The 25,082-nt window shown below is 43.7% G+C and carries 23 protein-coding genes, 4 tRNA genes and 1 other RNA gene; 9 read left to right on the top strand and 19 right to left on the bottom strand.

The window, feature by feature from the left end; genetic code table 11:
- Nucleotides 1-74 precede the first annotated feature (74 nt).
- Entirely contained in the window at nucleotides 75-1,169 is a 1,095-nt protein-coding gene (locus AABA75_RS06370; protein ID WP_338291722.1) for a tryptophan 2,3-dioxygenase family protein, read from the bottom strand.
- A gap of 138 nt (nucleotides 1,170-1,307) precedes the next feature.
- Here AABA75_RS06370 and AABA75_RS06365 point away from each other — a divergent pair, with 138 nt between their 5' ends.
- Nucleotides 1,308-1,583 carry a late competence development ComFB family protein gene (locus AABA75_RS06365; RefSeq protein ID WP_338291721.1) on the top strand — a complete coding sequence of 92 codons (276 nt, stop codon included), beginning with the start codon at nucleotides 1,308-1,310 and terminating at the stop codon, nucleotides 1,581-1,583.
- Between the two features lie 36 nt (nucleotides 1,584-1,619).
- Here the strand turns inward: AABA75_RS06365 and ffs are convergent.
- Together ffs and AABA75_RS06355 are read right to left on the bottom strand one after the other, a co-directional pair.
- Nucleotides 1,620-1,716, bottom strand: an RNA gene (gene ffs / locus AABA75_RS06360) — signal recognition particle sRNA small type.
- Between the two features lie 82 nt (nucleotides 1,717-1,798).
- Entirely contained in the window at nucleotides 1,799-2,851 is a 1,053-nt protein-coding gene (locus tag AABA75_RS06355) for a Glu/Leu/Phe/Val dehydrogenase dimerization domain-containing protein (protein WP_338291720.1), read from the bottom strand.
- A gap of 278 nt (nucleotides 2,852-3,129) precedes the next feature.
- On the opposite strand from AABA75_RS06355, the gene AABA75_RS06350 reads away from it, so the two are divergent.
- Entirely contained in the window at nucleotides 3,130-3,597 is a 468-nt protein-coding gene (locus AABA75_RS06350; protein WP_338291719.1) for an Lrp/AsnC family transcriptional regulator, read from the top strand.
- A gap of 32 nt (nucleotides 3,598-3,629) precedes the next feature.
- Here AABA75_RS06350 and maiA read toward each other — a convergent pair whose 3' ends face one another.
- The 5 genes from maiA to pspA form a co-directional block, all read right to left on the bottom strand.
- A complete protein-coding gene (maiA, locus tag AABA75_RS06345) occupies nucleotides 3,630-4,283 on the bottom strand; it encodes a maleylacetoacetate isomerase (protein ID WP_338291718.1) in 654 nt (217 codons plus the stop codon).
- Between the two features lie 49 nt (nucleotides 4,284-4,332).
- Complete coding sequence (locus tag AABA75_RS06340; RefSeq protein WP_338291717.1) at nucleotides 4,333-5,862, bottom strand: TyrR/PhhR family helix-turn-helix DNA-binding protein; 1,530 nt, start codon at nucleotides 5,860-5,862, stop codon at nucleotides 4,333-4,335.
- 205 nt (nucleotides 5,863-6,067) lie between these two features.
- Entirely contained in the window at nucleotides 6,068-6,499 is a 432-nt protein-coding gene (gene pspC / locus AABA75_RS06335) for an envelope stress response membrane protein PspC (RefSeq protein ID WP_338291716.1), read from the bottom strand.
- 2 nt (nucleotides 6,500-6,501) lie between these two features.
- Nucleotides 6,502-6,738: an envelope stress response membrane protein PspB gene (gene pspB, locus AABA75_RS06330; protein ID WP_338291715.1), complete on the bottom strand. Its 237-nt coding sequence runs from the start codon at nucleotides 6,736-6,738 to the stop codon at nucleotides 6,502-6,504.
- A 27-nt stretch (nucleotides 6,739-6,765) separates the two neighbouring features.
- Nucleotides 6,766-7,452: a phage shock protein PspA gene (gene pspA, locus AABA75_RS06325; protein WP_338291714.1), complete on the bottom strand. Its 687-nt coding sequence runs from the start codon at nucleotides 7,450-7,452 to the stop codon at nucleotides 6,766-6,768.
- 198 nt (nucleotides 7,453-7,650) lie between these two features.
- Here pspA and pspF point away from each other — a divergent pair, with 198 nt between their 5' ends.
- Genes pspF through AABA75_RS06295 form a run of 6 tightly spaced genes read left to right on the top strand, consistent with a single transcriptional unit; the run spans nucleotide 7,651 to nucleotide 14,069 of the window.
- Nucleotides 7,651-8,760, top strand: coding sequence for a phage shock protein operon transcriptional activator (pspF, locus tag AABA75_RS06320; RefSeq protein WP_338291713.1), 1,110 nt, complete (start codon nucleotides 7,651-7,653; stop codon nucleotides 8,758-8,760).
- Nucleotides 8,750-10,375 carry an ABC transporter substrate-binding protein gene (locus AABA75_RS06315; protein WP_425325566.1) on the top strand — a complete coding sequence of 542 codons (1,626 nt, stop codon included), beginning with the start codon at nucleotides 8,750-8,752 and terminating at the stop codon, nucleotides 10,373-10,375. Before pspF ends, AABA75_RS06315 begins: the two co-directional genes overlap by 11 nt.
- A complete protein-coding gene (locus AABA75_RS06310; RefSeq protein WP_338291712.1) occupies nucleotides 10,372-11,403 on the top strand; it encodes an ABC transporter permease in 1,032 nt (343 codons plus the stop codon). The genes AABA75_RS06315 and AABA75_RS06310 overlap by 4 nt, the downstream gene beginning before the upstream one ends.
- Nucleotides 11,390-12,283: an ABC transporter permease subunit gene (locus AABA75_RS06305; protein WP_338291711.1), complete on the top strand. Its 894-nt coding sequence runs from the start codon at nucleotides 11,390-11,392 to the stop codon at nucleotides 12,281-12,283. Before AABA75_RS06310 ends, AABA75_RS06305 begins: the two co-directional genes overlap by 14 nt.
- Nucleotides 12,283-13,278 (top strand): oligopeptide/dipeptide ABC transporter ATP-binding protein, encoded by a 996-nt coding sequence (locus tag AABA75_RS06300; RefSeq protein ID WP_338291710.1) that lies wholly within the window; start codon nucleotides 12,283-12,285, stop codon nucleotides 13,276-13,278. The genes AABA75_RS06305 and AABA75_RS06300 overlap by 1 nt, the downstream gene beginning before the upstream one ends.
- A complete protein-coding gene (locus AABA75_RS06295; protein WP_338291709.1) occupies nucleotides 13,275-14,069 on the top strand; it encodes an ATP-binding cassette domain-containing protein in 795 nt (264 codons plus the stop codon). The genes AABA75_RS06300 and AABA75_RS06295 overlap by 4 nt, the downstream gene beginning before the upstream one ends.
- Nucleotides 14,070-14,116: 47 nt before the next feature.
- Here the strand turns inward: AABA75_RS06295 and AABA75_RS06290 are convergent, their stop codons facing one another.
- The 11 genes from AABA75_RS06290 to AABA75_RS06240 all read right to left on the bottom strand — a co-directional run bounded on the left by AABA75_RS06290 (nucleotide 14,117) and on the right by AABA75_RS06240 (nucleotide 24,076).
- Nucleotides 14,117-16,000 (bottom strand): SurA N-terminal domain-containing protein, encoded by a 1,884-nt coding sequence (locus tag AABA75_RS06290; protein ID WP_338291707.1) that lies wholly within the window; start codon nucleotides 15,998-16,000, stop codon nucleotides 14,117-14,119.
- 205 nt (nucleotides 16,001-16,205) lie between these two features.
- Nucleotides 16,206-16,502 (bottom strand): HU family DNA-binding protein, encoded by a 297-nt coding sequence (locus AABA75_RS06285; RefSeq protein WP_338294813.1) that lies wholly within the window; start codon nucleotides 16,500-16,502, stop codon nucleotides 16,206-16,208.
- 217 nt (nucleotides 16,503-16,719) lie between these two features.
- On the bottom strand, nucleotides 16,720-19,080 hold the full coding sequence (gene lon / locus AABA75_RS06280; RefSeq protein WP_338291706.1) for an endopeptidase La: 2,361 nt from the start codon (nucleotides 19,078-19,080) through the stop codon (nucleotides 16,720-16,722).
- A 114-nt stretch (nucleotides 19,081-19,194) separates the two neighbouring features.
- The gene (clpX, locus tag AABA75_RS06275; protein WP_338291704.1) at nucleotides 19,195-20,472 is read right to left on the bottom strand and encodes an ATP-dependent protease ATP-binding subunit ClpX; all 1,278 of its coding nucleotides are present in this window, start codon (nucleotides 20,470-20,472) and stop codon (nucleotides 19,195-19,197) included.
- Between the two features lie 97 nt (nucleotides 20,473-20,569).
- Entirely contained in the window at nucleotides 20,570-21,226 is a 657-nt protein-coding gene (gene clpP / locus AABA75_RS06270) for an ATP-dependent Clp endopeptidase proteolytic subunit ClpP (protein WP_338291703.1), read from the bottom strand.
- Between the two features lie 88 nt (nucleotides 21,227-21,314).
- On the bottom strand, nucleotides 21,315-22,619 hold the full coding sequence (tig, locus tag AABA75_RS06265) for a trigger factor (protein WP_338291701.1): 1,305 nt from the start codon (nucleotides 22,617-22,619) through the stop codon (nucleotides 21,315-21,317).
- A 257-nt stretch (nucleotides 22,620-22,876) separates the two neighbouring features.
- Nucleotides 22,877-22,953: transfer RNA gene (locus tag AABA75_RS06260), tRNA-Pro, on the bottom strand.
- A gap of 35 nt (nucleotides 22,954-22,988) precedes the next feature.
- Nucleotides 22,989-23,064, bottom strand: a tRNA-His gene (locus tag AABA75_RS06255).
- 36 nt (nucleotides 23,065-23,100) lie between these two features.
- Nucleotides 23,101-23,177: transfer RNA gene (locus tag AABA75_RS06250), tRNA-Arg, on the bottom strand.
- A gap of 19 nt (nucleotides 23,178-23,196) precedes the next feature.
- Nucleotides 23,197-23,273, bottom strand: a tRNA-Pro gene (locus AABA75_RS06245).
- Between the two features lie 164 nt (nucleotides 23,274-23,437).
- A complete protein-coding gene (locus tag AABA75_RS06240; protein WP_338291700.1) occupies nucleotides 23,438-24,076 on the bottom strand; it encodes a hypothetical protein in 639 nt (212 codons plus the stop codon).
- 151 nt (nucleotides 24,077-24,227) lie between these two features.
- On the opposite strand from AABA75_RS06240, the gene folD reads away from it, so the two are divergent.
- Nucleotides 24,228-25,082: a bifunctional methylenetetrahydrofolate dehydrogenase/methenyltetrahydrofolate cyclohydrolase FolD gene (folD, locus tag AABA75_RS06235; RefSeq protein WP_338291699.1), complete on the top strand. Its 855-nt coding sequence runs from the start codon at nucleotides 24,228-24,230 to the stop codon at nucleotides 25,080-25,082.

Raw genomic sequence — 25,082 nt, 5'->3', positions numbered from 1 at the left:
AAGAGGAAAGTTCAAATTTACAAATATCTTACAAATCATTAACTGTCACCTTTTGTTTACAAAGTGTAACAGAGCTAGACCGAAGATAATGAAAACCCGAGGTTTTTCTTTACGTTAACGGGAAGTGCAGGTAAGACCTCTTTAGGCAATAAAAACGTCGACATGTTAAAAAAATCTTTAAATATCCGATTAGATTCTGTGGTTTTTTTAAGGTAATCGTGCCCTGAAGAGCCACCTGTGCCTATTTTTGTTCCCAACATACGCTGTACCATCATGGCATGTCTGTATCGCCATAGCGTTAAGTTTTCGTCGATTTCTGTCAAACAGGTAAGAAACTGAAAAGGCAAATTAAATACCGGCTCCTCACAATACTGATGGATAAACAATGCCGACATCAATGCCTTTTGAGATAATCTAAAATGCCCTTCTTGTAGCAAGGTATGATAGCCAGCCTCATCAAAAATGGCATTAAAGCTCGCCTCTGTTTTGCCCAGTTCTGTCAGCTCCTTATGTTTTTCTTCATCGGTCAAGGTTTCGTTTTGTTGGATGATTTCACGATCGCTCTGCAGCATTTCCTGGGTTGCTTTTTCATAAAGATGCCAGAATTTAAAATCTTCGAAATCTAGCAGTGGCAACCTTTCCAACCAGTCGTTTACCATTTCAAATAGACTGTTCTTGGTCTCCATATTTTGCAAAAACTCTCGGTCTTTGGGTTCCAGTCGCTGGTAGAAAGACTGTTTATCAAAATCAATTCGGTATTGGGTTTTTAATCCCAATTTAATTTCCAGCATTTTGAATTGAATGCTCTGGAATCCCGAAGCTGGTACCAGGTAATCTCTGAAGGACAGAAACTCTTGTGGCGTCATCGTCTCCATCACACTGATTTGGTCGTTGAGCAGTTTCTGTATTTTTATCACTCGATTGAGTCGGTGAACTACTGTGGATAATTGATGATCTTCCACCGCTTCTTGTGTGAAGACGTCCAGAACAGTATTAAGTTCATGCAACATTTGTTTAAACCAAAGCTCATAAACCTGATGCACAATGATAAACAGAGTTTCCTCATGCGCAGCTGTCGCATACTTCTCACTTTGAAGTTCCTGCGCACTCAAGATTTTATCCAGATGCAAGTAGTCGCCATAATAAACGGGGGTCGTGTTCTTCTTCATATTTTTCTCCATCACGACGATTTAAAACATATCGATCAGTTGTGTCTGTGCTTAAACGCTCAAAAACGACAAATACTATTGTCATAGTTGACGCAATTTCATACTCTAACTTCAAGTTTAACACTACAGTTGTTTGTCATGAAACTTGATGATGATATTCATAATTACTATGAGCACCTGGTACTAGATAGAATCGAAGCCTTGGGTTTACCCGGGAAAAAAAGTGCCGACTATATCGCGGACCTTTGCTGCCTGGCATTAAATAAAGTGCCACCACGCTATATTCGTTACGAAGTGGATATGGCCTTCTTCTTGCCGCAACTTGAGCGAATCCAAATGGAACAAGAGGTTGAAGCTGCGATAGAGCAAGGTATTAAAATATTAGATGAGCGGGAATTGCGCGGCGAGTTATAAGCGGTGTTATAAATTGCAATATGAGGGGGGTGGCGATCCCACCAGCCACATCCCGGCACATGAGTCATCTGCTGCGGCTGCTCCCTTCCGGGCCTGACCGGGTTCACAGACTATCATTGCGGGAGGACCAACAGGACCACCATCGAAATCGGGGGCGTAGTATGCCCAAATAAAAGAGGGACTGCAAATAAATATCAGTCCCTAACTGAACTCATTTATTTACCAAAGCGTTCTTCAGCAATCAGATTGCTCACCTGGTTAGTAGGCAGAGACTCTGCATCGGCTCTTTTGTAGATTTCTTGTAATGTACCACCAATACCTTCAAGGTGCTCTTTCAATGCCTGAGCACTGCTGTCTTCCTGATTCTGATGATAAATATCAATAATGCCGCCGGCGTTAATGACATAATCTGGAGCGTAAAGAATGCCAGCGTCCATCACCATTTGACCGTGGGACTCTTTGGCCAGTTGATTGTTAGCTGCTCCAGCCACCACTTTACATTTCAATTGCGGAATCGTTCGCTCGTTGAGCACGGCGCCCATGGCACAGGGGGCAAATACGTCAACATCTTGATGGATAATCTCTTCCGGACTGACAATTTTTGCGCCAAACTCAGACTCTGCACGTTGCAGTTGTTGCTCGTAGATGTCTGTAACAATCAGCTCAGCGCCTTCGTTTTTCAGGTGCTGTGCCAGGCGATACCCAACATGTCCCAAACCTTGTATCGCAACCCTCAACCCCTTCAGATCTGTGCCTAATTTGTATTTAACAGATTGCTTTAATCCAACAAATACACCATAGGCCGTTGCCGGAGCAGGATTGCCATCAGCATGGCCGCCATGAAAACTATATCTGGAGTGAATTCCCGCAATGTGCTCACTGAATTCGTGCATCTTGTTCAAGTCATCAATACTGATACCTGAATCTTCAGCGGTAATATAAGCACCTTGAGCAGAGTTAACAAAGCGTCCCATCGCCGCCATCATTTCCGGTGTTTTATCCGTATGCGGATTGCCGATGATCACGGCCTTGCCACCACCTTGTTTCAAATTAGCCATTGCAGCTTTATAGGTCATTCCCTTGGAAAGCCGCAGAACATCCGTCAGTGCTTCACCACTGTCGGTATAGTTCCACATTCGGCAACCACCCAACGAAGCGCCTAAGTTGGTGTTGTGCACTGCAATAATGGCTTGCAATCCAGATGCCTTATCTTTGCAAAATAAGACTTGCTCGTGTTGGTCAAATTCATGATGTTCAAATACAGACATAGGGTTTTCTTTTTGTTGTTTATTGCAATTATTGGATATTACTTATTTTGCCCCGGGCAAACTATGCGGCGCCCCAGAATTAATCAAGGTAATAGCCTATTCGCTGTAAGGAAAAAATTCCAAGAAATGTAGCTGCAACCAGCGTAAATTCAATAAAAAGCACAATCTATCCTGTTAGCAGGTTAAAAAAGACCGTTCAAGAAGATTTTGTACTAAATTCCTTCCTGAAATAGAAAATTCCTGTTACCTTTCCCAAAAATAAAAACACTATCTCCTACATGAAATTAGACAAATTCGACCGAGAAATACTTAGAGTGCTGCAGCGCGACGCCACTGTCTCAATGGCAGATTTAAGCCAGTTAGTTGGCTTATCCCATACCCCTTGCTGGCGCAGAGTGAAAAAACTCGAAAGTGCCGGCATTATAAAAAGCAAAGTGACTTTATTGGATAATAAACTACTGAACCTTGGCGTCAGTGTATTTATTTACGTTACATTAAAGAACCACGACACTGAATCACTCAATGGTTTTGAAGAAGCCGTTCAGGATATCCCGGAAATTATCGAGTGTCATACCACCAGTGGCGAAAAAGACTATTTGCTCAAAGTCATTGTTGAAAGTATTGAGGAGTATGAGCAATTGTTGAAATCCAAATTAACTCACCTCCCCTGCGTTGACCACCTGAGCTCCACCTTTGCACTAAAGCAAGTGAAAAACACCACAGAACTGCCTATCAAGTCACAATAGCAAGTGCGCGTTTCAATGCCCGGCGATTAAGGTTATTGGGCATCTGGCTGTGCTTCTGGCGCAGCCGCTTTGAAGGCATCCAATTTATTACAATTGTCTACAACACGCTGAATCAGGGGATACTTGTGCATGTCAACATCAAAGCGCACCGCGTTGTAATACTGGGGTACTAACACTGCGTCAGCCAAGGAGACATTGAAGCCAAAACAGAAATCTGCCGCAGTATTTTGAATTCGCCTTTCAACAGTAGCAAAAGCCTGTTCAATCCAATGTTTTGCCCACTGAGCCTTTTCAGATTGCTGCGCATTTAAATTTTTCTCCAAATATTGCAGTACTCTTAAGTTCTGAATAGGCTGAGCATCACACGCCAGATCGTATGCCACCGTCCTAACTCGAGCTCTATCGAGCTTGTGTTCTGGCAACAATTTACACTTTTCCGGAAAACGCTCATCCAGATATTCAATGATAGCTAGAGATTGGTTGAGGATAATGTCGTACTCATTTTCGCTATCCACCAAAGTTGGGACAAGTTCCCCCGGGTTCAACAACTTATAGTCATCTGAGTGCTGCTGCCCCCCATCTTTTACCAGATGCACAGGGATGTATTCATAGTCAATTTCTTTCAGGTTTAATGCGATTCTAACCCGATAGCTCGCTGATGACCGCCAATAGCCATACAGTTTCATATCTTTCTCCCGAAGGTTCAAAAATCTAGCTGGAACATATCCCGCCGAATTATATTTTTATAGTTTTACGGCTAATGCCGTATTCCCGCAGTTTGTTGGCGATAGCAGTATGGCTTAACCCCAGCTTTTTCGCCAACTGTCTGGTGCTAGGATAGCTAGGGTAAAGCTGCCTGAGCAATGACTTTTCAAACTTCTTCACCGCTTCATCCAAGGTTCCTTCAAAGTCAGTTGAGGAAAAACTGAAACCAGAGGCATTACCCGGAAGCTGAATATTTTCTTTGTGAATCTCTCTACCTGTTGCCGTTAGCATCGCCCGACAAACTGTATTTTCTAGCTGCCTGACATTCCCCGGCCATGAATGAGCCTGCAACAAATCAACTGCTGCTCTTGAGAGTTTGGGAACCCGCTTGCCCATTCTAAGAGCTTGTTGTTTCAGGAATAATTCCGCCAAACCAATGACATCGCCTTTACGGTCTCGCAGAGATGGTACTGGTAACACCAACGATGTTAATCTGAAATACAGATCTTCTCTGAACTTACCCTCTGTGACAGCTAGGCTAATATCTTCCTGTGTCGTTACCATCAGCCTGGCCTGTTTCGACTCACTATTGCCACTCTGATATTGTTTCTCATTTTGTTGTAGCCAAGCCCACAACTTTGCTTGAATAAAGGCACTCAAGTCATTGATTTCTTTCAATAACACAGTACCGTTTTGTTCGTCATTCAGCACACCGGGTGTTGTGTTATCACCAAATAATATGCCATCCAGTTCCTCGTCAGATTTCCCGGTAACCACTACCTGACAGAACACCTTCTCACTGCCAGCTGTTATGGAGTGACAAGCCCTGGCTAAGGTTTCTTTACCTGTTCCGGTTTCCCCAAAAAACAATAATGGTAAATTTGATTCGGCAAACTTTTTAGCTTCCCGAACAGTTCGTTTCATCGCGGTACTTTGCGCAAAAATATGATTAAAGCTTTCTTCTCCGGGCTGATGAAAAACACTGAATTGTTGGCCGAGTCGAAATTCAGATTTGAGTAGAATGACTGCTCCGGCCAAAATAGGAGATTGTGATGAGTCAGGCACAAACACCGGGAAAAAATCAGCCAGGAAGTCTTGCTCCACAAATTTAACTTTGTGGGCCTGAATGTTGATATCTTTGCTTTCCAACCACTTTACGACATTGAAGCCTTTAACCAGTTCAGATACCTGAATTCCCAAAAGACTTTGTCGCTCCTCATCTAAACTAGAGGCGGCAGCATCGTTGGTCAGCATTATTCTGCCTTTGGCATCAACAGAAAAAACCGGATCAGGCAAGGTTTCAAGAATCGCATTTAACTCGTTACGCTCCCGTTCAATCGGCATAAACGGAGTGGTTTTAACATCGGTTACGCCACTGAGCTTACGGATCTCTGGCATTAGATGTTGAAATTCGTTAAATTCAATAGTTGGAAAACTAAGGAATATTTTCCCCGCAGGGTCAATCTCTATGCCACGCAGATCAATATTGTATTTAACGAGAATATCCAATACATCCTGAGTAATACCCAATCGGTCATGGCAAGTAATCTCAAGCCGCACTCAACTTCCCCTAGCTTATGTAAAGATAATGTTACGAATCTATCTCATAACACCGAGAAAGGAAAGTGCGTAGATGCAACAAAGCGAAGAAGTTGTTGGAAAAAGCAGCGATAAGTTGGCTTGTAAGACCACTACAAGACATTAGTTGGCGACGGTATTTAACAGCCATAAAAAAACCTTTACCAATGGTAAAGGTTCTCATTCTTTAGAGTTTGTTGAACTCTCGGTTTAATTGGAATTCCGAAGACGTCACATAAGACTCCATCTTGTGCAATCTCAATTCCAGTTTACCGAAGTGACAATGAATGTCTTTAAAGGCCTGCTTAGGCGGCTCACCGGCTTGCCAAACTTTGGATTTCACCTCTACTTTCACATCATCACCAAGGTTAGATACCCAGCCTTTGGATTTATCAGCGGCTACTGAGAGCGGGTTCTTCTGGACATGTTCTGGATTTTTTTTGTCTAACACAAACCACCCGATAACATACGCCATAAAGAAAAAGGAGCCGGTTAGTAAAAAGCCTGAAATGAAAATGATTCGAACCAACCAAAGCTCCCACCCAAAGTACTCTGCTAGTCCGGCGCAAACGCCTGCAATCTTGCCTTTTTCTGTATCTCTGTATAGTTCTTTTTTCATAATCACACCTTGTTACGCCAATCCGGTGCCTCTTCGTCAAGAATGGACTCCAGTGTTTTGATCCGATCTGCCATGCCCTCTGCCTGACGAGCCAAATCATTGAGCGTTCGAATCTCTGCTTCTGATAAGCCTTGACTCAATTGCTTCTTACTGCGGTAGTGTAAAATCAACCAAATAGGCGCCACGATGACTAAAAACACAACAATTGGCGCAACAATAATTCCTACAACATCTTCCACGAGCAACCTCCAGTTTCTTTAAGCTACTTACTTAGCATCTTTTTTATTATCTTTTTTCTGAGTTTTTAGCTTGGCTTTCATGGCGGCTAATTCATCTTCCACCTTGTTTTCTGATTCAAGTTCCGCGAATTCATCCGAAAGCGTCTTTTTGCCTATGTCATAAGCATCTACCTGAGATTCCAGACTGTCGATTTTTTGCTCATATCGCTCAAACCGATCCATTGCATCATCAACTTTACTGCTATCTAAACGTTTTTTCACTTCCAAACGTGAGCTCACTGTCTTCTGGCGCATTATGATCGCCTTTTGACGGGATTTGGCATCCGCAAGCTTTTCTTGCAGCTGTTCCACTTCAGCTTTCAACTTAGTTAATTGCTCTTCCAGAAGGCCCAGCTCATGTTTTAAACTGTCGGCGTGTTCAATACACTTCTTCTTTTCCACCAAAGCGGCGCGAGCCAAGTCTTCCCTGCCCTTGCTCAAGGCTAATTCTGCTTTCGCAGCCCAATCGCTAGCTTCATGCTCTAACTTGTCTATTTGACGAGAGATATCCTTTTTATTGGCCAAAGTCTTCGCTGATGCTGAACGCACTTCAACCAACGTATCTTCCATTTCCTGAATGATCAGGCGTACCATTTTCTCAGGATCTTCTGCCTTATCTAATAGAGAATTGATATTTGAATTTACAATATCGGAAAAACGAGAAAAAATACCCATAATTGTTACCTCTTAGTTTTTATCTCATTCTGATTGCTAAAATACTGAGAATTACTATTCAAATAACAGGCCAAACAGGATAAGTCCGTAACCCTTTGAATTAAGTAGTATTATTAAGCTTAGCAATTAGTTAACATTTGGCCTATTATTCTGTTTTTACCATTAATTGGTTAATTAAACCAAAAAATAAGGTTTTTCATGAGTCGATTTCGTCAACAAGACAATCTTATTGGCCAGGCCAACAGTTTTCTGGAAGTGCTGGAGCAAATATCTCAAATTGCGACATTGACTAAGCCGGTACTGGTTATCGGTGAACGGGGAACGGGTAAAGAGTTAATTGCCGCCCGTTTGCATTACCTTTCTAGGCGCTGGGATCAACCTTATATAAAACTCAACTGTGCTGCATTAAGCGAATCACTGCTGGAGTCTGAACTGTTCGGCTATGAAGCAGGTGCTTTTACCGGGGCTAACAAGCGCAGAGAGGGACGGTTTGAGGTGGCCCATAATGGCACACTGTTTCTGGACGAATTGGCTAATACCTCAGGGCTCATACAGGAAAAGCTTCTGAGAGTCATCGAATACGGTGAATTCGAACGTGTTGGCGGCTCTCGTTCAGTCAAAGTCGACGTGCGCCTGATTGCTGCAACCAACGAAGACCTGCCGGGTCTAGCAGAAAACGGAGAGTTTCGCGCCGACTTACTAGACCGATTAGCCTTCGACGTGATCACCCTGCCCCCTCTAAGGGAGCGCCGGGAGGATATCTTGGTATTGGCCGAGCACTTTGCCATTAATATGATTCGGGAAATGGAGCTCGAGCTTTTTAGTGGTTTTACGGAAAAAGCAAAACGCGTGCTACTGGACTACGATTGGCCAGGCAATATCCGGGAATTAAAAAACGTAGTAGAGCGCTCAGTGTACCGCACCAATAATCCTTATGTACCAGTACACGATATTATTATCGACCCATTTGAGTCTGAATATCGCCCTAAAAAGCGCATCAAAACACAGGACCGCATTACCACTAGCGCGCCAATGGCAACCGCTATTATTCAACCTGATACGACAGTCTCGAGTAACGATGCAGTCAGTAAACCTGACCTTGTTGAAAGTGCAGCATTGAATAGTTTTGAGTTTCCGGTAGATCTCAAAGAACTCAGTCAAAACTACGAAATTGATATGATTAAACAAGCCTTGGCCGATAGCCATTACAACCAAAAGAAAACTGCTGAGAAGCTGTCCCTGACATATCATCAATTGCGCGGCTATCTGAAAAAATACAATCTGTTGGATCAATCAGTTGAAGATTAATCTTAAGCACAGCTGTATTCTGACAATAGCGTTTTCGTTATCACTATTGACAGCATGTAGCAAAAACCAGGAAATTCAGTTTAAATCTGAAGGTCTTGTTTATTGCTCTGAGGGCAGTCCAACCAGTTTTAACCCTCAACTTGATACTTCAGGCACCACCGTTGACGCCACATCTCATCAGTTATATGACAGGTTGTTAGAATTTGATCCAGAAGACAGCCAAATTATTCCGGGGATAGCTGAGAGTTGGCGAGTGAGCGGTAATGGTTTGATTTATACCTTTCAGCTGAGAAAACGCGTCAGCTTTCACCAGACGCCTTATTTCCAGCCATCCCGTTACCTGAATGCCGACGATGTTATTTTTAGCATCAACCGCTGGCGCCTGGAGTCTCATCCATTTCACGATATTGATGTCAGTGATTACCCTTATTTCGTGAGTCTGGGATTGGATAAACTGATAAAAGATGTACGCCGTATTAATGGTTATCGCATCGAAATTGAATTAAACAAACCCGACAGCTCGTTTCTGGCCAACCTGGCAACCGATTTTGCCATTATTTTATCCAAAGAATATGCCGAGCAGCTTTTAACCACGAATCAACCTCAGTTACTCGATGAGCAACCGATTGGTAGTGGGCCATTCAAGTTTGTAAGTTACAGAAAAGACCGCTTCATTCGATATGCAAAACATCAAGAGTACTGGAAACACGATCAAACTATCGAACAATTGATTTATGACATAACTCCCTCCAGTTCATTGCGTTTGGCCAAGCTGATGACCGGAGAATGTGATGTCATGTCTTTACCCGCCCATAGTGAACTGGACATCATTCGCGACAGAGACAATCTGATGTTAGACGAGAAGCCGGGACTGAATGTGGGTTTTTGGGCATTCAATACCAGCAAACCCCCTTTTGATAATCCAGAGGTTAGGCGGGCGCTAGCAATGGGGATCGATAAATCCAGTATTCTGGAGGCTGTGTACTTTGACAGTGCTATTAAAGCTAATGGCCTGATCCCGCCGAGCAGTTGGGCATATCAAGCAGATTTACGAGATAATAGTTATAACCCCGTTCTTGCCCGGGATTTGTTGCGAGAAAATGGTATTGAACCTGGCTTTACAATGAATATATGGGCGATGCCAATTGAGCGAGCCTATAATCCCAATGCGATTATGATGGCGGAGTTAATCCAAGGTTATCTCGAGCAGTTGGACATAAACGTGGAAATTATTAGCTTCGAGTGGAGCTTGTTTCGCAGGCGTCTTGATAGTGGCGCCCACGATTCAGTGCTTATTGGATGGTCTGCTGACAATGGCGATCCTGATAACTTCTATCGCCCTGTTTTAAGTTGTGCCGCAATTGACTCGGGAACCAACCGAGCCAAGTGGTGTAATAAAACCTTTGATGAGATCATTGACGATGCACTTACTTATTCCGACCCGCAAACAAGAGCAGCTCTGTATCAAACAGCGAATGCTATTATTGCCGACCAGATACCACTAGTACCAATAGCGCATGCCTATCGTTTCCAAGCGTATCGAAAGAACGTTCACAACCTGGTGATTAATCCGTTTGGTGGTATCAGATTTGGTGATGTGGTGATTGCGCAATGAGTTTGTATCTGTTCCGTCGACTCAATCTGTTAGTTTTTACCTTGTTCATGCTAGCCATGGCATCATTTGGTTTGGCTTGGTTATTTCCCGGTGATTATTTAACCAACCTTACAGGCGTTCATTTTGACACCCCAGAACAGCGAGAACTCTTTGCAGCACTCTACAAAGAAAATGAAGGTGTATTCTGGCAATTCATGGCATACCTTGAGATGCTTTGGCAAGGTCAATGGGGGCAGAGCTTTAGCTCGGGGCAACCTTTATTTCAGGAAATACTAACTACCCTCCCGGCCAGTATTGAGTTGAGCGCCTACGCCCTTTTTATCTCTTTGGCTGTGGGTATTCCACTTGGCTTTATTTCAGGACTTAAGCACAACAAGCTAACTGATTACAGTATTTTATCGTTCAGTTTAGTAGGCTACTCCATTCCTGTTTTCTGGCTGGCACTGCTATTAATTTTAGTACTCTCTTTGCAGTTAGGATGGTTTCCTATATCAGGACGTATCAGTTTACTATATGACATTCCTCCGCAAACAGGCTTTATCCTCATTGATATTCTCAGCTCTGATTTACCTTATAAATGGGATGCGTTTACCGATGCTTTAGAGCATCTGGTATTACCTACTTTATCCATTTCAATAGTTACCAGCACGATCATCTTGCGCATAACGCGACGCTCAGTTATTGAGGTAATGAGTAGTGAATATATTAAAGCAGCAACCGCAAAAGGCCTGAATCGCACTCAGGTTATTTTACGCCATGGAATACGCAATACTATCATCCCAATCATGCCGCAGCTGGCGTTGCAGTTTACGACATTACTCACTAATGCCATGATTGTTGAGAGTATCTTCTCATGGCCTGGCATTGGAAATTGGCTGTTACAAGCCATCTATCAGGGTGACTACCCGGCAATTAGAGCAGGTATGTTGGCGGTTTCTAGTTTGGTGGTCATTTTCACCGTATTTATTGATATTATTCACAAGATTATCGATCCAAGAAGGCTGTACAGACAACGTGTTAAAATCTAGTCTTTACCAAGAGGAGCAGTTTCCTTCCCCGCTGCGTCAAACCTGGTATGAGTTCAGGAAAAGCCATGTTGCCTTTATTGGTCTGTGTGTTCTTGCCTGTATCACCTTGTTCATTCTGTTTGGGCCACTGATTACGCCCTACACGCCACTAGAACAAAACACTGATGCTCTGCTCGTTCCTCCCGCCTGGGACGGCAACGGTGGCATAACTCATGTGCTGGGTACCGACGGTTTAGGCAGGGATGTATTAACACGTGTTATCTATGGCAGCCGTGTCACCTTTGGTATCAGTGTTTTTCTGGTTCTGATAGCCATGATTATTGGTGTCGCCATTGGCGCATTTGCAGGCATGAATAGTGGCATGCGCAGTAGTATTTTAAACCACTTACTCGATTCAATGATGGCAATCCCCACCCTGTTAATCGCCATTATTATCGTTGCTATATTGGGTCCGGGCTTAGTCAATTCCATGTGGGCCATTACTCTGGCGCTGATCCCTCAATTTATTCATTACACTCGAGACTTCGTGCGTGTCGAAATCAATAAAGAATACGTCATCGCTGCCCGCTTAGATGGCGCCTCTCCCTTCAGGATCTTTTTGTTTTCTCTGCTCCCGAATATGGTAGAGATGTTGGTAGTACAAGGGACTTTGGCTCTTTCCATTGCCATTTTAGATATCAGTGCCCTTGGCTTTTTGAATTTAGGTGTGCAGGCACCTGATGCAGAATTGGGAGCTATGTTATCCGAAGGGCTAGATATCGCTTATATCGCTCCTTGGTGTATTGCCGCCCCGGGTGCTGCCATATTCATTGCGATCATATCCATCAATGTGGTTGGAGACGGTTTGAGATCAGCCTTGAGAAACAGGTTAAAACACTAATGCCATTACTCGATATTAAAAACCTGACATTAGAAATAGATACTACCGGCGGAAGAGTAAAAGCGCTGGATAAGGTCAGTCTTACCATAGATGAGAGTGAAATACGGGCATTAGTAGGTGAATCAGGCTCAGGAAAAAGTCTGATTGTTAAATCGATTGTGGGTGCCATTAATGACACCTGGCAATTGACTGCGGATCGTCTGAACTGGAAAGGTAACGACTTGCTTTCCATGACGAGAGAGGAAAGACGCAGGACGATCAAGGACGATATCGCAGTCATATTTCAAAATCCGGTAAGCTCCTTGGATCCCACTGCATCCCTTGGAGAGCAGCTGGAAGAAACTATTCCTGATCACCTGATCGGTAAAGGCTGGTTTTGGCAACGCCAGCAGAAGCGCAAGGAAATGGTATCAAGGCAATTGCACAAAGTTGGCATCAAAAATCACGAGCTTTGTCTTTCCAGTTTTCCTCATCAACTTTCTGATGCTATCTGTCAAAAGTTTATGATTGCTATGGCACTGGTATCAGAGCCTAAGCTATTGATTGCTGATGAACCAACTATGGGCATGGAAACCACAGTTAAAAGTCAAATACTCAAGCTTTTGTCACGATTGAATCAAAATCGGAATCTCAGTATTTTGTTTGTTAGCCATGACTTACTAGCAATATCTTCCATGTGTCATTCCATGACCGTTCTTTATTGTGGCCAAACCGTCGAGAGCGGACTAATGGCAAATCTGCGCAAGCGACCTTTACACCCTTACACTAAAGCGCTGTTAGACAGTGCTCCCAGTTTTAGTAAAGACCTGCTGCCCAAATCTAATTTAATTGCATTGGAAGGTACCATACCGACACTACAACATCTGCCCATTGGGTGTCGTCTCGGGCCCCGTTGCCCAAGGGCGCAAAAAGAGTGTGTAAAAATTCCAGCGCCGAGACACATACACAACCATTATTACAGTTGCCATTTTCCACTACACAGGCCTTTAAAATGAGTGCGCTTCTTACTGTCAAAAATCTGAAGTTCATCCGTAAAGAACGCAAAAATTTGTGGCAGAAACCGGAAAAATTTACCGTTGGCCCAATTAACTTTGAACTTAACGCCGGCGAAACGTTGGCCATAGTTGGCGACAATGGCTCCGGAAAGAGCACCCTGGCAAACTTACTAACAGGCGTGATCCCGCCAGCTTCAGGACAAATCCTGTTGAATGGACAGAAGCTCAGACACAGAAACCTCAAGCAACGCAGTCTTAATATCAGGATGATATTTCAACACTCCAAGGAGTCGCTGAACCCTGCCCTTACCATAGGCACCATTCTGGAAGAGCCATTGCGCTTAAACACATCACTGGATGCCAAGCAGAGAAGGGATAAGATTTCCTCGACGCTTCGCCAGGTTGGCTTATTAAGAGAGCATGCCCATTTTTATAGGCACATGTTATCTGATGGGCAAAGACAACGCGTAGTGCTTGCCAGAGCACTGATATTAAACCCACAAGTGATAGTAGCCGATGAGCCCTTTGCGGCCTTGGATCCGTCAGTAAGATCGCAAATGGTCAATTTGTTAATGCGCTTGCAACGAGAACTCGGGCTGAGCTATATCTTTATTTCCCACAACCTGGGAATAGTGAGACACATTAGCGACAGAATACTCATTTTGCAAAATGGTGAGGTTATCGAATCCGGTAAAACCGACGTCGTATTTAATTGGCCAAAAAGTGAGTATATGAAGAAGTTATTGGACGCTCATCAATCATTGGTTCTGAGCAAACTACTGGAAAATTGATAAGAACTGAGGTTCGATATCAGCACCGAACCTCAGCTATAAAGTGACTACTGAGTTACTGACTCAACCTCAGCTTGATTATTCAACGCTTCAATCAAAGCAGAAAACACTAATTGTCCGTTGTTCGAACTTAGATTCTGCGTAATTGCATTTAAGTCCGCTTCGGTTGGTGCTTCTGGTTGGTTGATTGCCAATAGCTGTACAACGCCCACATTGCCATTATTCATTTCAACGGCTCTGGCAGCATCGATGCTTCCCAGTTTAAACAACTCACCACTCAAAGAACTGTTTAACTCTCCAGAGTAACGCTCTAACGAGGCCAACTGAGTCCATTCCACTTCCTTTGCTTGCATCGCTGCTTCGAGGGCGGCTTGATTAGTAATATCAGCAACAACGGTTTCAGCCCACTGCAGTGCTAATTCCTGCGACTTTTCAGCTGTTAAGCTGGCTACGATTTGCTCCTTAACCTCAGACAATGGCAGAGTGCGTTCAGATTCATGCCCAGAGACACGGAACACCACAAAATGTTCATCATTTAGCTCGATAACATCACTATTTACTCGGTCTTCAATCAACTCTTCCGAGAAAGCTCTGTTTAACAAAATACTATTATCAAATGGCGCCTGAGCGGTATTTCTGGTAATACCGTTTAGGCTTTTAAGTTGAGTATTGCCTGCAGCTGCGACCTCTTCCAGTGAATCCGGGATTTCAAATGCCAATTGAGACATGGTTTGTTGCACATCGAGATACTCGCCCAGCGCTACTTCTTGCTTCAATTGGGCTTCAATATCTGCACGAACAGTTTCCAGTGGCTCTACTGATTCGCCTTTAACATCTGTGAGCTTGATAATGTGAAATCCAAATTCACTGCGAACTACGTCACTCACATCTCCAGCTGACTCGAGTGCAAACGCAGCCTCTTCAAAATCTGCGTCCATCACACCGCGAGTAAACCAATCCAGGTCACCACCGTTTTCGCCGCTGAAAGTATCGTCAGATTCGCTCTTTGCTACTTCCGCAAAATCTTCTCCCGCATTAATGCGTGTCAAAATTGCTTCGGCTTTTTCAAGACTCGCTTGCTCATCATCGCCAAACTCTATCAGGATGTGGGCGGCACGTCGCTCTTCTTCAGTTCTATAGTTGCCCAGATTCTCTTCGTAATAAAGAGCAATATCGGCTTCATCTACAACCGCTTCAGCGACAAAATCTTCAACCTTAACTTCAACGTAAGTAACGTCTACCTTTTCTTCAGTATCGTACTGTGCAATATTTGCCTGATAATAGTCATTAATATCTTGCTCAGAAATTTCCACTTCGGCTTCGAACAATGAGGCAGGCACTTCAAAATAACGCGCATCGCGAGTTTGGTTCTGAATATTAAGGAAGTTTGTTGCTTCGGAAGGTAAAGCAAAGTCAGATTGTCCCAGCGCCGTACTGAGTTGCTGACGCGCCATTTGCCCGCGTAAGTAATCTCTAAACTCAGCAGGTTTAAAGCCAGCCTGTAACAACAATGCCTGATAACGATCATTATTAAACTGCCCCGCAACAGAAAACTCAGGCATGTTAACGATTGTTTCTCGCAACTCGCTGTCGCTAACACGAAGACCTAATTCTCTGACCTTCTGATCCATCAACTTATCATTGATAAGTCTCTGCAAAACCCCTTCTCTGAAGGTTTTCAGATACTCTGGATTTGCCGCAAGCTGGTTAAAGGTCTCACCTAACTGTGATTCCATACGGCTTCTTTCGGACTGATAAGCTTGTTCGAATGAAGAAGTCGTAATTTCTTCACCATTTACAGTTGCCGCTGCGGTATCTGCACTGGAATTTATATAACCACCAACTCCAGCAAATATAAAACTCAAAATGATAATACCGAGAATAATTTTGGCCGTAATTCCTGTGGCCCCTTCTCTTATTTTTTCCAACATTAGGCTTACTCTTTCATCACCTCAAAACTAAATTCGCGCGGGATTATACCGCAACCGCTACAGGAATTGCACATCAGAATCAGGATTAATTTAATGCTGTTGGCCAAAGCCGTGAACGTTATGTAATGCTAGCGAATGAGGGTTAGATTTTTGGATCAAAAAAGGGCGCTTACACGCCCTTTTTAACTTAAGCTCGAGTAACTAATTAGTTACACGCGTCTTTCAGAGCTTTACCAGCTTTGAAAGAAGGAACTTTAGCAGCAGAAATTTGGATAGTCTCACCAGTTTGTGGGTTGCGACCACTGCGAGCAGAGCGTTCACGAACTGAGAAAGTACCAAAGCCAACCAGAGCAACTTGGTCGTCGTTTTTAAGAGCCTCTGTAACTGCGTCAGTGAAAGCGTCTAAAGCTCTGCCAGCAGCTGCTTTAGAAATGTCGGCGTTCTCTGCAATCGCGTCGATAAGTTGAGACTTGTTCACAATATCATCCCCTTCAATTGTTATTATTTGTTGTTCCGCATTTGTTGTTGCGGAACCGTTATAACAAGCTTGAACGCGAACTTCAAGCTATGTTTAACAATTTTTTAAAAATTAACGATTTACCGCCACCCCTTGCGTGGCAAGGGTTCTAGCGGGACACAACAAAAGGCTACCACAAGTTTACGGATTGGGAAGCCCCAAATGAGCAAATGTCATAAAAAAATTAAAATATGTATGATAATCAAGCAATATTTGCTGCCACAGGCTCAAATCCTTGTGGATTTTCCTGCAATGCCAACTCTAAAACCTCATCGATCCACTGTACTGGATGGATAGACAAATCACTCTTAACATTATCCGGAATCTCTTCCAAGTCTCTCTCATTATCCTTAGGTATAACTACGACTTTGATGCCACCGCGATGAGCGGCCAATAATTTCTCCTTGAGACCACCAATAGCCAGTACTTCTCCACGCAAAGTAATTTCACCGGTCATGGCAACATCACACTTAACGGGATTACCGGTTAAGCTTGAAACTAATGCCGTGCACATGGCGATACCCGCACTGGGACCATCTTTCGGAGTGGCACCTTCAGGGACATGAACGTGTATATCGCGTTTTTCATGAAACTCTGGATTGATGCGCAACATATCGGCACGACTGCGCACAACCGTCATCGCCGTTTGTATGGACTCTTGCATCACGTCGCCTAACGAACCAGTGAAAGTAGTTTTACCTTTTCCTGGCACGGACGTGGCTTCAATAGTTAGCAAATCACCACCAACCTGGGTCCATGCTAAGCCTGTTACTTGACCAATTTGATTGTTCTTATCAGCCTTACCATAGTCATGTCTTTGCACACCAAGGTATTCTTTGAGATTTTCCTGATTAACGACAACTTTTTCCGACTTTTTGTTTAGCAAGATTTGTTTTACCGCCTTGCGACAGATTTTCGATACCTCTCTCTCGAGAGCTCTGACACCAGCCTCACGCGTGTAATATCGGATAATACCAATAATGGCCGACTCTTCGATTTCCAGTTCGCCCTCTTTCAAACCATTGCGAGACATTTGTTTTTTCACTAAGTGCCGTTGCGCAATGTTGAGCTTTTCGTCTTCGGTATAACCTGAAAGTCGGATGACTTCCATTCTGTCTAGTAATGGGCCGGGTATATTCATACTGTTGGAAGTGGCCACAAACATCACATCAGAAAGATCGTAATCCACTTCTAGGTAGTGGTCACTAAAGCTGTTGTTTTGTTCCGGATCCAAAACTTCCAGTAAAGCTGAGGCGGGATCGCCGCGCATGTCCGATGACATCTTGTCGATTTCATCAAGCAAAAACAGTGGGTTCTTAACTTCCACTTTCGCCATTTTCTGGATCAGCTTTCCGGGCAAGGAACCAATGTAAGTTCTTCTGTGACCGCGGATCTCTGCTTCATCACGTACTCCGCCTAATGCCATGCGCACATATTTTCGCCCCGTAGCTTTGGCGATGGATTGTCCCAATGACGTTTTACCCACACCAGGAGGCCCTACAAGACACAAAATAGGCCCTTTTAGCTTGCGTACACGCTGCTGTACCGCAAGATACTCAATAATACGCTCTTTGACCTTATCTAAACCATAGTGATCCTCATCCAGGATCTTTTGCGCATTGCTCAGGTCTTTTTTCACTTTGCTGCGCTTAAACCAAGGGACATTGATAAGCCAGTCGATATAACTGCGCACCACAGTTGCTTCAGCAGACATCGGCGACATCATCTTGAGCTTATTCAACTCTGAAGTGGCTTTCTCTTTCGCCTCATCAGGCATTTTGGCGTCATTAATTTTCTTGTTTAACGCTTCAAACTCATCTGGCGCTTCGTCTAATTCTCCCAGCTCCTTTTGAATTGCTTTCATTTGCTCATTCAGGTAATACTCACGCTGGCTTTTTTCCATCTGCTTTTTAACGCGTGTCCGAATCTTTTTCTCAACTTGCAGTAAGTCTATCTCGCCTTCCATTAGCGCCATGAGATATTCAAGACGTTCAGCGATATCATTCATTTCTAACACTTTTTGCTTTTCTGCCAGCTTTAGCGGCATGTGAGCCGCCATAGTGTCCGCCAGACGAGCAGCGTCTTCGATACCATTGAGAGAAGTTAAAACCTCAGGTGGGATTTTTTTGTTGAGCTTTACATAGCCTTCAAACTGAGACACGGCTGAACGTATTAAGACCTCTTGTTCAGACTCAGACAGTGATTCACTTTCGGACTTAACGACATTAGCCACAAAGTAATCTTCAGTTTGCACAAATTCGGCAATACTACCTCGTACCGTCCCCTCAACGAGCACTTTTACAGTGCCATCAGGTAACTTCAATAACTGTAGAATGGTTGCGATAGTGCCTATGGTGTAGATATCTTCTTCTTTAGGGTCATCGATAGTGGCATCTTTTTGCGCCACTAAAAAAATTTGCTTGTCATTCTCCATAGCGGCTTCGAGACATCGAATTGACATTTCACGCCCTACGAATAAAGGAATGACCATATGCGGATAAACTACAACATCACGCAACGCCAGTACCGGCATTTCTATGCGATCTTCTCGCTGTTCACTCATGCTAATTAACTCGTTTACTTTTTTACTTGAATATGGGGCTCGAAAGAGAAAGATCAAATAATGATTGAAGAGCCAACCAAATAAATAACAAAGGCTCCGCAGAGCCTTTAAGAATTATTCCGATGCGGCCTTTTTATCAGCCGTATTGTCATAAATAAGAATAGGCTTGGATTCACCTTTAATGACACTTTCGTCGATGACCACCTTACTCACTTCTTTCAGTGAAGGTAGCTCGTACATGGTATCCAGCAGAACACCTTCTACGATAGAGCGCAGGCCTCGTGCACCGGTTTTTCTGTCCATGGCTTTTTTAGCGATGGCATTCAATGCATCATCTCTGAACTCAAGCTCCACGTTCTCCAGAGAGAACAAGGCACCGTATTGTTTCGTCAAGGCGTTCTTTGGTTCTTTAAGAATTTGAATCAGTGCCTCTTCATTGAGCTCTTCCAGGCTGGTAACGACTGGTAATCGCCCGATAAACTCAGGGATTAATCCATATTTTACCAAATCTTCTGGCTCAACTTGTTGGAACAGGTCGCTCACAGAACGGCTGTTATCAGCACCTTTAACTTGCGCACCAAATCCTATGCCTGTCCCGGTATTAGCTCTTTGCTCGATAATCTTATCTAATCCTGCAAAAGCTCCACCACAAATAAACAGAATCTTAGACGTATCCACTTGCAAGAACTCTTGTTGTGGATGCTTACGTCCACCTTGTGGCGGTACTGAAGCTACCGTGCCTTCGATGAGTTTCAACAGCGCCTGCTGTACCCCCTCACCTGATACGTCTCGCGTGATTGACGGATTATCGGATTTTCTGGAAATCTTATCGATTTCATCGATGTAGACGATACCACGTTGCGCTTTTTCAACGTCATAGTCACATTTTTGCAGTAGCTTCTGAATGATGTTCTCGACATCTTCACCTACGTATCCCGCTTCGGTCAGTGTCGTCGCATCAGCCATTGTAAATGGCACGTCTAACAACCTTGCCAGAGTCTCCGCAAGCAGGGTTTTACCGCTACCAGTAGGACCAATTAACAAAATATTACTTTTGCCAAGCTCAACGCCTTCGTGTACATCGCCATTGCGCAAACGCTTGTAATGATTGTATACCGCTACAGACAATACTTTTTTCGCGTATTCCTGACCGATTACATAGTCGTCCAAATGACTGTGTATTTCTTGAGGTTTAGGTAAAGCATCTTGCTTTTTCTTCGGGGAAATTTCTTTAATTTCTTCACGAATAATGTCATTACACAGCTCGACACATTCATCGCATATAAAAACAGATGGTCCGGCAATTAACTTTCTGACTTCATGCTGACTTTTACCGCAAAAAGAACAGTAAAGTAATTTGTTATCGCCATCACCACTTTGTTGATCACTCATTCACCACGCCTCTAGAGTCTTAGAGTCTAATTTCTAACATTTACCAAAATTAGGGGCGCATTACAATCTTGTTGCCCCCCCCTAACGAAAGTTTAGTCTAATCTTTCGCTTTTAATACATCTTCTCGACTGGAAAGTACCTGATCAACAATTCCATACTCCATCGCTTGGGTCGCCGACATGAAGTTATCACGATCAGTGTCTTTTACCACAGTGTCGTAGTCTTGTCCGGTATGCTCAGCGAGCAAACGATTTAACTTATCTTTGATAGACAGAGTTTCTTTGGCATGAATTTCGATATCCGAAGCCTGCCCCTGGAAACCACTCAGAGGTTGATGGATCATAACGCGAGAGTTATTTAAACAATAACGTTTGCCCTTAGCACCACCAGACAACAAGAACGCGCCCATACTGGCAGCCTGTCCGATACAAACCGTACTCACATCAGGTTTAATAAAGTTCATGGTATCGTATATCGCCATACCTGCAGTAACAGAGCCGCCTGGAGAGTTGATATACAAATAAATATCTTTTTCCGGATTCTCTGCTTCTAAAAATAACAACTGCGCCACAATCAAATTAGCCATGTGGTCTTCAACCTGCCCAACCAGAAAAATAACGTTTTCTTTTAGCAGTCTGGAATAAATATCGTAGGAACGCTCGCCTTTGGCGGTTTGCTCCACAACCATGGGGACCAAGGCGTTATCAATTGAGGAATTAAGCTGATTCAGGGAGTTCTGAGGATTGTAGATCATATTTTTATACTGTCTCAAAAATAAAAATGCTCGGTATATACCGAGCATTTAAGCAATTTGCTGTTTAGAAAGTCAAACAATAAAACAATTACGCTGTTTTATTCATCACTTCATCAAACTTTTTAGCAACTTCGGTGACATTCGCTTCTTCTAAGATAATGTCGATTGCTTGATCTTCAAGGGCTAAATTTTGCATTTGTTGCATTAATTCTTGATTGCTCTTGTAGTAGCTAATCACTTCTTGCGGATCTTCGTAAGCTGAAGCATTAGTTTCGATCAACGCATCCACTTTTTCCTGGTCAACTTGTAAGTCCTTAGACTTGATAACTTCGCCCAGGATTAAACCAATGGAAACACGCTTCTTGGCATTGTCTGCAAACAAGTCATCTGGTAATTCAGGCATGTTTTCAGCTGGTACATTACCACCAAAACGCTGTTGCGCTTGACGCTTCAAGGCTTCGATCTCTTGCTTAACCAATGCTTCTGGTAAATCAACAGGATTGTTTTCAACCAAACCAGAGATAACTTGCTCTTTTAGCTGAGCACGTAAAGTTTGGTCTAACTCACGTTGCATGTTACGAGTTACTTCGGCACGCAATGCTTCAACGCTACCGTCTTCAACACCAAATAACTTGGCAAACTCTTCATTGATTTCAGGCAATTCCTGAACTTCAACTTTCTTCAAAGTAATGGCGAACTTCGCGTCTTTACCTTTCAAGTTTTCTGCGTGGTATTCTTCAGGGAAAGTTACCTCAGCAACCAATTCATCACCTGCTTTCTTGCCCACAATAGGGTCTTCGAATCCCGGGATCATTCGAGACTTGCCCATTTCCAGTACGAAATCTTCAGACTTGCCGCCTTCAAACTCTTCACCGTCAATAGTGCCTGTGAAATCGATAACAACTCGGGAGTCCGCAGCAGCAGCTTCTTCTGACTCAACCCACTTACCGTGTTGAGTGCGCAGAGTTTGCATCATTGCATCGATATCTTCTTCCTGGATTTCAACAACGGTCTTTTCTACGTTAATAGCGTCCAGATTTTGAACTTCAAATTCTGGGTAAACTTCAAAAGATGCTACAAACTCAAGATCTTCACCGTCTTTGTCTGATTTCATTTCGAAAGCAGGCATGCCAGCAGGGTTTAATTTTTCCTGCATAACAGCCTGGTAGAAGTTACGCTGCATAACTTCGCCGGCGATTTCTTGACGAACCGCAGTACCGAAACGCTTTTTAATTACTGACACTGGTACCTTACCAGGACGGAAGCCGTTAATTCTTTGAGTTTTTGCGAGTTGTTGCAAACGGGATTTAACTGCAGAATCGATTGTATCTGCAGGAACAGTAATAGTGAGACGGCGTTCTAAACCTTCCTTTGCCTCGACTGATACTTGCATTCTTCTACCTCTATAGTGCCTGGATGCACATTACTAATTGTTATTTAGGCCAGATTAACTCTGCTCTTCGAAGCTTCGTTTTAATGAAAGTAATGAGCTTGAATTGCGGGGAATCCGCATCAGCTTTTACCGGATCTGGCACGTCACCTGATAAAAAGACGCAGCATTATAGCGGCAGACAAGCAGTTAGTCGAGTCTGTGAGCAATTATATTTGAAGTTATTTGAGCAAAGTGTTGTTGAGAAAAAGAAATAAGAGTGGTCGGTGAGATAGGATTTGAACCTACGACCCCTTGGACCCAAACCAAGTGCGCTACCAAGCTGCGCTACTCACCGATATAAACAAGATGTATTAAAGAGAGGAAGTCAAATGGGGTGGACGATGGGACTTGAACCCACGACAACCGGAATCACAATCCGGGGCTCTACCAACTGAGCTACGCCCACCATTTGGACTTACTTTTTTGCCGAAGCAACACTGAATGGCGCGTCCGGCAGGATTCGAACCTGCGACCCACGGCTTAGAAGGCCGTTGCTCTATCCAGCTGAGCTACGGACGCACGGTCATTCCGTCAGGAGTGGTCGGTGAGATAGGATTTGAACCTACGACCCCTTGGACCCAAACCAAGTGCGCTACCAAGCTGCGCTACTCACCGTTTCCTGATTTAGCTTAGCATTATCTGCCTTGCTACGGGGGGCGCATATTACTGATTTGCCCCCCACCAGTCAAACGTTTTTTATCACCTTTTTTTTGTATGCTGAAAAAACCGACACTTCGAATATTTACTGTGCAAATTCAGGCTTAAACCAAAACCTCTAATTACTCTCCCTGATAGGTCCAAATTCCTTTGCCTGCCGGTTTAAAATTCAGGGTTTCTAAATATTGTTCGTGCTCCACACTATCTGCCTTGGCACCGATAAGTTGATAACCCGTTAATTTTTTAAGCGCTTGTTCCTCGCCTAAGGCGAATACCCCCAGACGACAATCGCGATATTGCGGCACCACAAAGTCAAAGTCCACAATGATGCGTTGAGGGTTGTCCGCTGCATCAACGATACCAGAGATAACTCCGACCACCTTGGTGCCGTCCAGAAGCACATAAAACTCCCGATTTTCATCTTCCAGGCGCCTGAAGAATTTAGGAAAAAAACGCTTTATTTCAACTTTGTGGTAATCCAGAAAAAAAGTCATGTAGTGAGAACGGGCCTGGGTGCGCAAAATCGTGAAATCATGGTTAGTGTGATAAACAAACTTCCTGATATAAAAGATATTTGTCAGGGTAATAAAGGCGTTTAGAACAACCACCGGATAAGCATTGATAACAACGCCATACAGACACATAGACGCTGCACCAAACAAGTTTATCCAGCGCAATTGCACAATTGAGCTTCTTGTTAATGAGAACGCGATGACTGCTGACGCACAATAGCCAAACAGTTCAGTAAAATTAATTTCCAACTTATTTCCTTAAAATTGAATTCAGCCAGGCACCAGTTAAACCGCTATGTGTCAGCAAATAATTTGCGTTTAACACTGGCTAAGTATTGGCTAATGACAAGCTATAATGAGACAATATCCAACATCGTTATTTCTCTAGTATACCAAAAATATGTCAGCTCAATTAATTGATGGAAAACTCCACGCTAAACTCATTCGTCAAAAGGTCGCCACGCAGGTAGATGCCATTGTTTCTGCCAACAAAAGACCACCAGGGTTAGCCGTGGTGTTAGTTGGCGCAGATCCCGCCTCACAAGTTTATGTCCAAAACAAACGCAAAGCTTGCGCTGAGGTAGGCTTTGTAGAGAAATCCCATGATTTACCCGCGGATACGACACAAGAAGAGCTGTTAAACATTATTGATGCCTTGAATGAAGATCCAGATGTCGACGGTATTTTAGTGCAACTGCCGCTACCAGCAGGCTTGGATGCCAATCTGATTCTTGAGCGCATACATCCCAATAAAGACGTGGACGGATTTCACCCTTATAACATTGGCCGCCTTGCACAGCGTATGCCAGCGCTACGTCCTTGTACACCTAAGGGCATCATGTCACTCATCGACTCCACCAAGAAGCCTGTCAAAGGCATGAATGCCGTAATTGTGGGGGCTTCCAATATTGTGGGTCGTCCTATGTCGCTGGAGTTGTTACTAGCAGGCTGTACCACCACCGTATGCCACAAGTTTACCAAAGACCTGAAAAGCCATGTTGCTTCCGCCGATCTATTGGTAGTTGCAGTGGGTAAAGCAGAGTTCATTCCCGGCAGTTGGATCAAGCCAGGAGCCATCGTAATAGATGTAGGTATTAATCGCACCGATGATGGACGACTGGTGGGTGATGTTGAGTTTGAGAGCGCCAAAGAGCGTGCAGGTTGGTTAACTCCGGTGCCAGGTGGTGTTGGCCCAATGACAGTGGCCAGCCTGATAGAGAATACCCTGGAAGCTTACGTTAATTATCGCAGTTGA

Source organism: Planctobacterium marinum, from assembly GCF_036322805.1.
Taxonomy (GTDB): Bacteria; Pseudomonadota; Gammaproteobacteria; order Enterobacterales; family Alteromonadaceae; genus Planctobacterium; species Planctobacterium marinum_A.
Note: the sequence above shows the minus strand (reverse complement) of the source record. Positions and strands in the feature narration are given on the sequence as shown.

Bases quoted from the DNA above. Each gene is read 5' to 3' on its own strand.
- AABA75_RS06370 (WP_338291722.1), bottom strand. From the start codon at position 1,169: ATGAAGAAGAACACGACCCCCGTTTATTATGGCGACTACTTGCATCTG.
- pspF (WP_338291713.1), top strand. From the start codon at position 7,651: ATGAGTCGATTTCGTCAACAAGACAATCTTATTGGCCAGGCCAACAGT.
- AABA75_RS06365 (WP_338291721.1), top strand. From the start codon at position 1,308: ATGAAACTTGATGATGATATTCATAATTACTATGAGCACCTGGTACTA.
- pspC (WP_338291716.1), bottom strand. From the start codon at position 6,499: ATGAAAAAAGAACTATACAGAGATACAGAAAAAGGCAAGATTGCAGGC.
- AABA75_RS06300 (WP_338291710.1), top strand. From the start codon at position 12,283: ATGCCATTACTCGATATTAAAAACCTGACATTAGAAATAGATACTACC.
- lon (WP_338291706.1), bottom strand. From the start codon at position 19,080: ATGAGTGAACAGCGAGAAGATCGCATAGAAATGCCGGTACTGGCGTTG.
- AABA75_RS06295 (WP_338291709.1), top strand. From the start codon at position 13,275: ATGAGTGCGCTTCTTACTGTCAAAAATCTGAAGTTCATCCGTAAAGAA.
- maiA (WP_338291718.1), bottom strand. From the start codon at position 4,283: ATGAAACTGTATGGCTATTGGCGGTCATCAGCGAGCTATCGGGTTAGA.
- clpP (WP_338291703.1), bottom strand. From the start codon at position 21,226: ATGATCTACAATCCTCAGAACTCCCTGAATCAGCTTAATTCCTCAATT.
- tig (WP_338291701.1), bottom strand. From the start codon at position 22,619: ATGCAAGTATCAGTCGAGGCAAAGGAAGGTTTAGAACGCCGTCTCACT.
- pspA (WP_338291714.1), bottom strand. From the start codon at position 7,452: ATGGGTATTTTTTCTCGTTTTTCCGATATTGTAAATTCAAATATCAAT.
- AABA75_RS06310 (WP_338291712.1), top strand. From the start codon at position 10,372: ATGAGTTTGTATCTGTTCCGTCGACTCAATCTGTTAGTTTTTACCTTG.
- AABA75_RS06355 (WP_338291720.1), bottom strand. From the start codon at position 2,851: ATGTCTGTATTTGAACATCATGAATTTGACCAACACGAGCAAGTCTTA.
- AABA75_RS06290 (WP_338291707.1), bottom strand. From the start codon at position 16,000: ATGTTGGAAAAAATAAGAGAAGGGGCCACAGGAATTACGGCCAAAATT.
- clpX (WP_338291704.1), bottom strand. From the start codon at position 20,472: ATGAGTGATCAACAAAGTGGTGATGGCGATAACAAATTACTTTACTGT.
- folD (WP_338291699.1), top strand. From the start codon at position 24,228: ATGTCAGCTCAATTAATTGATGGAAAACTCCACGCTAAACTCATTCGT.
- AABA75_RS06350 (WP_338291719.1), top strand. From the start codon at position 3,130: ATGAAATTAGACAAATTCGACCGAGAAATACTTAGAGTGCTGCAGCGC.